Source organism: Sphingomonas sp., from assembly GCF_042091075.1.
In the GTDB taxonomy this organism is placed as follows: domain Bacteria; phylum Pseudomonadota; class Alphaproteobacteria; order Sphingomonadales; family Sphingomonadaceae; genus Sphingomonas.
In genome coordinates, this window is sequence record NZ_JBELIE010000216.1 from 1 (window position 1) to 4,487 (window position 4,487).

A 4,487-nucleotide genomic window follows, 5' to 3' on the forward strand; every position below is an offset into this window, starting at 1 on the left:
ACTCGCACGCCTGCCCGATGATGATCGGCCCCGCGCCGATGACGAGGATGGAGGAAATGTCGGTGCGTTTGGGCATGTCAGTCCTGCAAATTTCGTGCGACGACCGTTCGCGTCTTGTGATGGTAGCGGCGGCGGATGGCGCGCCTCATCGCAGCGCGGCGACGAACCGCTCGAACAGATAGAAGCTGTCCTGCGGGCCGGGCGAGGCTTCGGGGTGGTACTGGACCGAAAAGGCCGGGCGATCCGTCAGCTCGAGCCCGGCATTCGACCCGTCGAACAGCGACACATGCGTCTCGCGCGCGTTCGCGGGCAGCGTCTCGCGCTCCACCGCGAAGCCGTGGTTCATGCTGGTGATCTCCACCGCGCCGTCGCTCAACCGCTTGACCGGGTGATTGGCGCCGCGATGGCCCTGGAACATCTTGGTAGTTGTCGCCCCCACCGCGAGGCCGAGCAACTGGTGCCCCAAGCAGATGCCGAACAGCGGCTTGCCCGTATCGAGCAACTGGCGGATCACCGGCACCGCATAGGCGCCCGTTGCCGCCGGGTCGCCGGGCCCGTTGGACAGGAAGATGCCGTCCGGGTTCAGCGCCATGATCTGCTCGAAAGACGCCTCGGCGGGCACCACCGATACCTTCGCCCCGGCCTGAACGAGGTTGCGGAAGATATTGTGTTTGCTGCCGTAATCGATCGCGACGACATGTGGACGCTCGCCCGCGCCGGCTGCGCCATAGCCGAAGCCGAGCCGCCAGATGCCGCCTTCCCATGTGCCGTGCGTCTCGCGGGTCACGTCCTTGGCGAGGTCCATGCCCTCCAGCCCCGGCCAGCCCCGCGCCATCGCCAGCAGCGCGTGGATGTCGAACGTGCCATCGGGCGAATGCGCGACGACGCCGTTCGGCGCACCGCCGCTGCGGATACGGCGGGTCAGCGCGCGTGTGTCGATGCCGGCCAGCCCGATGCGCGTGTGACGCTTCATCCAGCCGTCAAGATTTTCCATCGCGCGAAAGTTCGACGGAGCGGTCGGGTCCTCGCGCACGATCATGCCCAGCGCGTGCGGATCGTCCGCCTCCACGTCATCGGGATTAGCGCCGACATTGCCGATGTGCGGGAAGGTGAAGGTGATGATCTGCCCGGCAAAGCTGGGATCGGTCATGATCTCCTGATAGCCCGTCATCGCGGTGTGAAAACACACCTCGCCCACCGCGGCGCCTTCCGCGCCGAACCCTCGACCCCATGCCACCTCACCACTGGCCAGGACGAGGACGCCGGTGGCCCCCTCCGGTTTCGGGGCGCGCGAAATGTCGGGCTCAGCCATGGTTGGCGGGCACTCCTCAAGGTCGGTTTGCAGCAATGTCGCTAAGCCCCGCCCGCTAGTGCCCCGGCCCCCGATCGTCAACCGCCCCTCGCGTCATTACGGTTGCGGCGCTATTCGGGTCGACATGATTCGAGACGATATCAAGCAAGCCCAGATCGCCGCCATGAAGGCCGGCGACAAGGAAAGCCGCAGCGCGATCAGCCTGATTCAGGCCGCGATCAAGAACCGCGACATCGAGGCGCGGACGGGCAACGCCCCCGCCGACGATGACGCGCTGGTGATCGAGGTGCTGCAAAAGATGGTGAAGCAGCGCCGCGAATCGATCGCAATGTACGAACAGGGCGGCCGCGCCGAACTCGCCGCTGCCGAGGCCGCCGAGGTGGCGGTGATCGAGCGCTTCCTGCCGGCGCAGATGGGCGAGGACGAGACCAGGGCGGCGATCGAAGCGATCAAGACCGAACTCGGCGCCAGCGGCATGAAGGACATGGGTCGGGTGATGGCCGAACTGAAGGCGCGCCACGCAACCACGCTGGACATGAGCAAGGCGAGCGGGCTGGTGAAGGCGGCGCTGGCGTAGACAGCTATCCGCACGGGGCCGGTTCGAGAACCAACCGGCGTCTGCCAACCCCGCCCGCACAGGCCAGGGGGGCGTGAGTCGAAGGGCCATCACTGCGGTCACGTCGGCACACGCCGCCGCGGCCATTGCCGGAATCGACGCGGTGATGCATAGCTATGGTATAATGCGTGGGTGAGTCTCACCCCCGCCTTCCTCGACGAATTGCGTGCGCGCACCTCGCTTAGCGCACTGGTCGGCAAGACGGTGAAGCTGATCCGCGCCGGGCGCGAGATGAAGGGTTGCTGCCCGTTCCATAACGAAAAGACGCCCAGCTTCTACGTCAACGACGACAAGGGCTTCTATCATTGCTTCGGCTGTTCGGCGCATGGCGACGCGATCCGCTGGATGACCGATCATCAGGGGCTGCCGTTCATTGACGCGGTCAAGGAACTGGCGGCGGCCGCCGGCCTCGACATGCCGGCGCAAGATCGCCATGCCGCGCAGCGGGCCGAACGCGCCAGGTCGCTGCACGACGTCATGCAGGCGGCGGCCGACTTCTTCGCGCAGCAATTGGGCGGCATCGACGGCGCCGAGGCGCGGACGCTGCTCGAACGGCGCGGCATCACCTCCGCCACCAGCCGGACGTTCGGTTTCGGCTTCGCGCCCGATTCGCGTCACCGGCTGCGTGCCGCGCTGAAGGACTTCGGCGACGCGATGCTGATCGAAGCCGGATTGCTGATCCAGGTCGAGGGCAAGGAACCCTATGACCGTTTCCGCGGCCGGCTGATGATCCCGATCCGCGATCCGCGCGGGCGCGTGATCGCGTTCGGCGGGCGGATCATCGACTCCAAGGAATCCAGGGGGGGCGAGCCGAAGTATCTGAATTCCCCCGATACGCCGCTGTTCGACAAGGGGCGCACGCTCTACAATCTCGATCGCGCCGCCCCCGCCGCGCGCAAGCGCGACCGGCTGCTGGTGGTCGAAGGCTATATGGACGCGATCGCGCTGGCGCAGGGCGGGATCGGGGAGGCGGTGGCGCCGCTCGGCACCGCGCTGACCGAGCATCAACTGGAACGCCTGTGGCGCGTGGTGGACGTGCCATTACTGTGCCTGGATGGTGATTCCGCTGGGCAGAAAGCGGCGATCCGCGCGGCGCATCGCGCGCTGCCGCTGCTTGCCCCGGGCCGCAGCCTCGCCTTCGTCACCTTGCCAGACGGGCAGGACCCCGACGATCTGATGCGCGCCAAGGGCGCACCCGCGTTCGAGGCGCTGTTGGCTGACACCGAGCCGCTGGTCGACCGCATCTGGCAGCATGAGCTGGCCGCCGAACCGCTCACCACCCCGGAACAGCGCGCCGGGTTGAAGCGGCGGCTTGGCGATCTCGTTCAGATGATCGGCGATGCCTCGGTGCGGGCGGAGTATCAGGCCGAATTCCGCCAGCGTTTCGACGAGCATTTCGCGCGCGGGCGCCAGACGTTTCAGCAGCGCCAGCCCTTCTATCCGATCACGGCGCGCAAGCCGGGTCAGCGATGGACGCCACCACTCCCCCCGGTGACCGAGGATGCCAAGCGGGTCCGCGCCGCCGGCAGCATCGATCCGATCCTGTCGAAGGCGATCGTCGCCGGCCTGATCCGTCACCCGGCGGAAATCGCACGCCATATGGAAGTGCTCGGCTCGCTCAAGCTGGCGGACGGCGCGCTCGGCCGGCTGTTCGAGGCGGTGGTCGACGTCGCGCTGGAGGGGCGGCGCGACGGCGCGCTTGATAGCGGACGCCTCGTCACCATATTGGCACGGTCCGGTTTCGATACGATCGCGCATGACCTGCTTAGAGCCGATACGATGCCCTATTCCTTCACCCGCGCGGACGCGGACATGAAGCGGGCGCGCGAGGATCTGGAGGAGGCGATCGCGATCCTCGTCACCCGGCCGGAAGTGGATGCCGCATTGGCGGAAGCCACCTCCGCGATGAAAGAGCGCTTCACCGACGAGGCGTTCGAGCGGCAAGTGACTTTGGTGAATGAACAACGGGCGCTGGACGAGCGCCTTGCAAATCTTGTGCAGGCGAACGAAGACGCCCGCGCGCTTGGACCCGAGGACGATTGATGGCGAAGATGAACGGTGGCGTGGCTGACGATGGCGCGGAAGTGGCCGATGCCCCGCTGATCGACCTGAACGACGCGAACGTCAAGAAACTGATCGCTCGCGCCAAGAAGCGCGGGTACATCACCTATGATCAGCTCAACGAGGCGTTGCCGCAGGACCAAATGTCCTCGGATCAGCTTGAGGACATCATGTCCGCGCTCAACGAGATGGGCGTCAACATCGTCGAGAACGAAGAAGCGGGCGAGGACGGCGAGACCGAGGAACGCGCTGACGACGACGAGGCCGAGGCGGTCGACGGCGAGTCGGACGGCTCCGCCCCCGTCATCGAGAAGAAGAAGGAGACGGTCGATCGCACCGACGATCCCGTCCGCATGTATCTGCGCGAGATGGGCGCGGTCGAACTGCTTTCACGCGAGGGCGAGATCGCGATCGCCAAGCGGATCGAGGCCGGTCGCGACACGATGATCCTGGGGCTGTGCGAAAGCCCGATCACCTTCAACGCGATCATCGACTGGT

4 protein-coding genes are annotated in these 4,487 nt (G+C 66.5%); 3 read left to right on the forward strand and 1 reads right to left on the reverse strand.

Going from position 1 to position 4,487, the window contains the following annotated elements:
- Nucleotides 1–145 precede the first annotated feature (145 nt).
- Nucleotides 146–1,312 (reverse strand): glutamine-hydrolyzing carbamoyl-phosphate synthase small subunit, encoded by a 1,167-nt coding sequence (carA, locus tag ACFDSW_RS15565; protein WP_375251179.1) that lies wholly within the window; start codon nucleotides 1,310–1,312, stop codon nucleotides 146–148.
- A gap of 124 nt (nucleotides 1,313–1,436) precedes the next feature.
- Between carA and ACFDSW_RS15570 the strand changes: the two genes are divergently transcribed.
- From ACFDSW_RS15570 to ACFDSW_RS15580, 3 genes are all read left to right on the forward strand, one after another.
- The gene (locus ACFDSW_RS15570) at nucleotides 1,437–1,889 is read left to right on the forward strand and encodes a GatB/YqeY domain-containing protein (protein ID WP_375251180.1); all 453 of its coding nucleotides are present in this window, start codon (nucleotides 1,437–1,439) and stop codon (nucleotides 1,887–1,889) included.
- Nucleotides 1,890–2,060: 171 nt separating this feature from the next.
- A complete protein-coding gene (gene dnaG / locus ACFDSW_RS15575) occupies nucleotides 2,061–3,971 on the forward strand; it encodes a DNA primase (RefSeq protein ID WP_375251181.1) in 1,911 nt (636 codons plus the stop codon).
- On the forward strand, nucleotides 3,971–4,487 hold a 517-nt coding region (locus ACFDSW_RS15580; protein ID WP_375251182.1), incomplete at its 3' end, for an RNA polymerase sigma factor region1.1 domain-containing protein. The genes dnaG and ACFDSW_RS15580, both read left to right, overlap by 1 nt.